The organism is Frankia sp. CoWAU3 (assembly GCF_977971855.1).
On the sequence record NZ_CDWWXB010000224.1, the window covers coordinates 1 to 5376 of the forward strand.

General features: G+C 67.6%; 5 protein-coding genes. 2 read left to right on the forward strand and 3 right to left on the reverse strand.

Features of this window, described 5'->3' with window-relative positions; genetic code table 11:
* Positions 1-327 precede the first annotated feature (327 nt).
* A complete protein-coding gene (locus AC08ON_RS15835) occupies positions 328-1824 on the reverse strand; it encodes an MFS transporter (RefSeq protein WP_476608307.1) in 1497 nt (498 codons plus the stop codon).
* 61 nt (positions 1825-1885) lie between these two features.
* Between AC08ON_RS15835 and AC08ON_RS15840 the strand changes: the two genes are divergently transcribed.
* Positions 1886-2281 (forward strand): winged helix-turn-helix transcriptional regulator, encoded by a 396-nt coding sequence (locus tag AC08ON_RS15840; protein ID WP_476608308.1) that lies wholly within the window; start codon positions 1886-1888, stop codon positions 2279-2281.
* A gap of 505 nt (positions 2282-2786) precedes the next feature.
* On the forward strand, positions 2787-3338 hold the full coding sequence (locus tag AC08ON_RS15845; protein ID WP_476608309.1) for a hypothetical protein: 552 nt from the start codon (positions 2787-2789) through the stop codon (positions 3336-3338).
* 58 nt (positions 3339-3396) lie between these two features.
* Here AC08ON_RS15845 and AC08ON_RS15850 read toward each other — a convergent pair whose 3' ends face one another.
* Positions 3397-3876, reverse strand: a complete 480-nt coding sequence (locus AC08ON_RS15850; RefSeq protein ID WP_476608310.1) for a hypothetical protein — start codon at positions 3874-3876, stop codon at positions 3397-3399.
* Positions 3866-4807 (reverse strand): ParA family protein, encoded by a 942-nt coding sequence (locus AC08ON_RS15855; RefSeq protein ID WP_476608311.1) that lies wholly within the window; start codon positions 4805-4807, stop codon positions 3866-3868. Before AC08ON_RS15855 ends, AC08ON_RS15850 begins: the two co-directional genes overlap by 11 nt.
* Between the last annotated feature and the right edge of the window lie 569 nt (positions 4808-5376).

Genomic DNA, 5376 nt, shown 5'->3' on the forward strand with positions numbered 1-5376 from the left:
TCCTGCCCCTGACCCCACCGAACACGACAACAACCCCGTCCCACGGGGTGGGAAGCGGGGTCGCGGACCTGCTCCTCAAGGAGCGATTCATTGAGGAGCGCGGGTACTGACGGGCTGGCCAGGAAGAAATCACTGGCCAGCGTCACTGACGTCGGATGTGCTGCGGGAGGAGGAAACGGCACGGCCCAGCGGAGGAGGCCGCGAGCGGGACGAGGGGAGCGGAGGCCTGGCAGGAGCAGCCGCATGGCCGCGGCCGAGTTCGATCCGATGAGAAGGCGGGCGGAACCCGCGCGACGATCTTCGGAAGTCTCGTCCAGGGCGACCGTGTCACCTTGAGGGCATTATCGAGGCTGGTTCCGCGAGGGGGTTTTCCGACACGCTGGCCGGAGGGATATCAACCCGCGCCGAGAGTGCGATCAGGGAAAGCAGGAAGGCGCCGGCAGCCATGCCCGCCGCGACGACGAAGGACACCTGAAAGGCATCGACTGCGCCGCTAAGCATCGCGGTCGGATCTCCGGGATGAGCGGCGAGATGATCGGAGATGACGCGGGCCGACACCGTCGAGAGAATCGAGACGCCGAGGGCCGCGCCGATCTCCTGGGAGGTGCTCAGGAGTCCTGCCTCAACCCCGGAGTCGTCGCTGTTGGAGCCGCTGAAGGCGGCCACGTTGAGTGCGGTGAGGGAGGTCGCGAGACCGGCGCCGCACAGCACGAGCGCCGGCAGCAGCACCGCCGTGTACCTGGTGTCGGCGTCGCCCCGGGACAGGAGGGCCACGCCGACAGTGAGGAGGACAAGGCCGACGAGCAGCGCGGGTTTGGGACCGCGCGCGGAACGACTCGCTGTCGCCTGGGCGACGTTGGCCGCGAGCGCGGCCGCGGTTGCCATCGGCACGAATGTCAGCCCGGCCTTCATCGGGCTGTAGCCGAGTACCTGCTGCACATACAGGGCCACCAGGAGGAAAGCCGACCCGAAGCTGGCCCACACGAGCAGGGTCGCGCCGTTGGCGACGCTGAGACCACGCCGACGGAAGAGGGCCAACGGCATGAGCGGGTCGTCGCTGCGGCTCTCGATCACGATGAAGGCGATCAGAAGAACGGCGGCTGATCCGAACAGAGCAAGGATCGCCGGGCTGGTGAAACCGCGCTGCTCCGCCTGTGTGATGGCCACGACCAGCGAGAACATCGACCCGGTCGCGGTGAGCGCGCCGGCGATGTCGAAGCCGTGGTGAGAACGGGTGTCACGGGTCTCCGGCATGATCCTTCCGACCACGGCAAGCAGGAGTAGGCAGAAGGGAATTTTGATCGCGAACGCCCACCGCCATCCCGGCCCGTCGGTGAGGACCCCGCCCGCCAAGACGCCCACTCCGGCCGCCGCGCTGGACACCGCACCGAACACCCCGAGCGCCTTGTTTCTGCTCGGCCCTTGCGGGTAGATCGCGTTGATCGTCCCCAGCGCGGCCGGGGCGAGCATGGCCGCACCGAGCCCCTCCAGGGCCCGCCCAGCGAGCAGCACGCCGGTCACGTTGGCGAGCGTGCACACCACGGTGCCGACCGCGAAGACCCCCGTGCCCAGCCGGAACAGTCGCCGTCGGCCGAGTAGATCGCCAGCCCTGCCACCCAGCAGGAGCAGGCTGCCCAGGGCTATCCCGTAGGCCGTGACCGTGTAGGGCTGGGTCTCGCGGCTCATCTGAAGATCGGCAGCCAGGCTGGGTAGCGCGACATTCACGCTGGACAGGCTGAACACGACCAGGAACTGGCCGAGGCACACGACCGGCAGCAGCAGTGGTGATGCCGCAGACTCCTTCGGCTGAGCGGACCTCGACATACTCGCCTCCACTCCCCCGAGACCGACTTCCATTCCGGAAGTGATCCTAGATGCTTCCGAAATGGAAGTCAACAGATACACTGGCCGGGTGCTTGACCAGCACGACGAGTCCGACTGCCCGGCCGCTCGCGCGCTCGGGCTGATCGGCGATCACTGGTCCCTGCTGATCATCCGAGAGGCGTTCGGCGGCGCTCGGCGCTACGACGACTTCCGAACCCGTCTGAAGATCTCCGATCACACCCTCACCCGGCGCCTCGACCGGCTCGTCGATCGAGGCATCCTGCAACGCAGGCTTTATCAGCCACGTCCACCTCGTTCGGAATACGAGCTGACGTCGGCGGGCCGGGATCTCGCGCCGATCCTGATGGAACTCGGCCGATGGGGCTCCCGATGGACTACGGGAGCCGGCCCGGATCGATCGCTGCCCGCGAGCCTGCTCCGTGCCATGGACGAGTAACCCGGCCAGGAGCAGGAGCTTCCTGGGGCGGCTCCAGGTGTCAACCGGCGGCGCGTCAGTGCGGCCGAAGGTCCAGGGCCGGCCCGGACGCCCGCGCGTGTCCCGTCGGACAAGGAGGCTGGTGGGGGCCAGACCGAGGCTCGTCGCGGCCGGTCTGATCACCCCCGGTATCCGCTGCCCGATCTCGACCGCGCCTTCAGCGTACTGATCGACAGGCCGGCGGGATCCGCCAAAGCCTTGATCGAAATCTGTCGCGAAGAAGCATGACTGAAAACATGACTGCTATACGGACACATCATGCGCCTATTATCGACGTTTGGTAGCAAGTGATGGCAAACAAAGGATAAGTGCTAAATTAGGCATCAAGCTGTGCTAGAACCATTGCGGAGCGACGCCAGCCGAGGGGCGGGGCGTGACCGTCGGCGCAGATGCACGGACGGCCACGCATCTGTCGTGACGCCGCGGCGCATCCCACCCGTGCACCTGGGCAGACAGGAGGATGGTCATGGCAGCGCCGCGCAGGAGATCTTCGTCGGGATCGGGCCGGACGTCCGCCCGCCGCCGGCAACCGACCCGGTCCCGCCGGGCCGCTTCACGGACGAGGAGCCGGCGGGAACGCAAACACGTCCATCTCGCCTGCTATCTCGCCTTCGGTGCCGCCGGACTGTGGCTCACCCTGCGGGGCACGTGGGTCGCGCTGCCGGTGGCCCTGCTCGTGATCACCGTGATGTTGGGATTCCGTTGGCCGACGCTCTGCCGGGCCTACCGGACCGACGACGGCATCTGCGAGACCCCGGTCAACGGCTGGCTCACCGGATGCGCGAGTCATGCCCCCTTCAAACGGCGCGATCTGCGGGCGGTCGCCTGGCCGCCGAACCGTGTCTCGCCGTTTCACCCGATCGTGCTCGCCCTGCGGATTCCACCGCGCGAGCCCGAGGCGCAGCCGGACCTCGACGGCGCTCCCCGCCGAGTCACCATGCGTAATCTCGTGACCTCGCTGGTACTCGCCGTCGCCGTGTTGATGACCGGATTCGGCCTCCTGCTCGGTGCGGCATGACCGGCGGGAGCGGGCCAGCCGACGGCTCCACCGGCCGGAGAATGGTCGGAACGCGGCTCTACAGTTCGGATTCCCCGGCCAGCATCGCCCGGGAGCTGAGCCGGAAACCGATGGTCCCGTCCACGATCTTTCGGATCACGGTGGCTTTCGGATCCCTGCCGCCGACACCGTCGACACCCAGGGCGCCCGCCAGGGCCCGTAGCTGTGGGACCGGGATCCGGCCCAGGGCGGCCAGGTGCTCCCGGGCTTCCTCCCGGCTCGCGGCGGCGACCAGTGTCGCGTGCAGCTTCTCGACGTCCACGGACGCCGGGAGCCGGGAGCCGTCCGCCGCGGCACGACTGCCCGGGTCTGCTGCCGTGGCCGTGGGCGCTGCTGTGGCCGTGGGGACGACCGCGAGCCGCGCCCGACCCGCCACGAGATCGTCGAGCTGCCGGACGTCCAGGGTGTCGAGCAGATCGGACACCTGGCGCAGGAGAACAGCCCCGAGACGGGCCGCATCCCGACCCGGGTGGCTGGCGGGCCGACTGTCAGGAGCCATGGTTTGCCGTCCGGATGCGTTTGAGGAACTCCTCGACCAGGCTCTGCAGTTCCCAGGCGAGTTCCCGGCTGAGCTGCTCGGTGAGAATGGCGGGGAGCTGGGAGCGGGCCGCGCCGGCGAAGTGCTTGTTGCTCTCCCGAAGCATCGCATCGAAGACGGGCAGCCCGAGGCTTCTGGTCTGCGCTATGTAGGGCCGCAGCGCCGAGACGGGCTGACCACCGTAGTACTGGACCATTGTGAAGACGACGCCCAGAATCATCGGTTCCAGTTTCTTCACGGCCGGCCGGAGGTCGGCCTGCAGATCAGCGACCTGGTTGAATTCCCAGGTGAACCGGCGCAGCCGGGACTGCAGGTGATCGATTCCGAGGGTGGACAGCTCGTCCGGGCGGGCCGGGATGAGCAGTTGGTCGCTGGCCGCCACGGCGGACCTCGTGATGACGCCGAAGTTCGGCGGGCAGTCGATGAGCACCAGATCGTAGAGCGGCCCGGGCAGGGTGGCAAGCCCGGCCGCGAGACGCAGATAGACGTCGAAGTAGTGGCGTGTTGACCGGTGGATCTGTGCCCCACCCAACCGCGCGGCGAGATCCATCTCGACGTCGCCGAGGGCAAGGTGGGACGCGATCAGGCCGAGTCGGCCACCGCTATGCGCGATGCGGGAGTTCGCCACCGTGGGGGCGGTGACGAGTGCCTCGAGCCCCGGCACCGGCCCGTCCATTCGCCAGGCTTCGAACCACTGTTTGATGGTCCGGCCCTCGGCGAGGTGCGCCCGCCAGTCCTCCGGCCGGTAGAAGGAGAAGGTGAGGCTCGCCTGCGGATCAAGATCGATCAGAAGAACCCGTTTTCCCCAGCGGGCGATCTCCGCGCCGATGTTCGCCGTCAGAGTGGTCTTTCCGACTCCGCCCTTGTAGTTCATGACCGAGACCACTTTCACGGTGTCACCGCTCTTGTGGATGACCGCGATATATTAAGATAGCCGTCAGGTTTGCTTCGTGGACTTCGATGATGTGTCATCCCCCTGTCGCGCACTGGCGCCGTCCGTACGCGTGACCCGCGCCGGCCTTCTTCCTGCCAGCACACCACGTGCCGTTGACGCCACTTCCGGGATCCCCTGGACGGGTGAGTGCCGTGCGTGGACATTTGGCCGCCGATGACCATCGATCGTCCAGCTGATCCCACGTTGGGAGGGTCGTGGGAGAGGTCGTAGGGCAGCCAGCCGCGCACCGGCTCCGGACTGCCGCCACGCCGGACCTGGCCGACTGGTGGGTACATCATGGTCAACTCAAGCGAAGTGGGACGGTACCAAGACGAAGGCCCGCAAGTCCGGCCGGACACCCCAAGCCGACCGTCTTCCGTCAGTGCCCCTGCTCACCCGGTGCCCCCGGCCACCGTCTGCGGCATCAGGCCGAGACGAGAGGGTGAGTTTCGGGTGATGCTGGGTTTGACGCGGCGAACAGGCGGTAGGTAATGAGCCTTTCCGCGTAACAGCCCGTGACGTTTAGC